The 315-nt window shown below is 36.2% G+C and carries 2 protein-coding genes; one reads left to right on the top strand and one right to left on the bottom strand.

What is annotated here, in order from left to right:
- Nucleotides 1-193, top strand: a 193-nt coding sequence (locus OM075_RS26020; RefSeq protein WP_301193443.1) for a hypothetical protein, incomplete at its 5' end; no start/stop codon positions are given.
- Here OM075_RS26020 and OM075_RS26595 read toward each other — a convergent pair.
- Nucleotides 187-315, bottom strand: coding sequence for a group II intron maturase-specific domain-containing protein (locus OM075_RS26595; RefSeq protein WP_363321660.1), 129 nt, complete (start codon nt 313-315; stop codon nt 187-189). The genes OM075_RS26020 and OM075_RS26595 overlap by 7 nt on opposite strands.

Genomic DNA, 315 nt, shown 5'->3' with positions numbered 1-315 from the left:
ATTACTCATAAATAGTTTATTAGTTTTGGTATTCATGATTTCGTTCCTCAATTCGGCTCCGGCTCCATGCATAAGCATGATCAAGGTCGACGCCCAAACGAATCAGGTTTTTCCGTTTACGTTCTGGTTAATTTATTCACTAAGTTTTATTTTTAATGGTGTTCATGATTTTCGCTACGCTCCAATTCAATGATGCCAGATACAATATCTGAGTCGATTTCGAAGCCAACCATCAAGTTTCTCCAGTTTCGTAATGATATTTGCATGTTTAAAGTAGTTGATCCAACCACGTTGGATTTCTAATAGCTTTTGAAT

It is taken from the genome of Plebeiibacterium sediminum (assembly GCF_026013605.1).
Classification (GTDB): domain Bacteria; phylum Bacteroidota; class Bacteroidia; order Bacteroidales; family Marinilabiliaceae; genus Saccharicrinis; species Saccharicrinis sediminus.
Note: the sequence above shows the minus strand (reverse complement) of the source record. Positions and strands in the feature narration are given on the sequence as shown.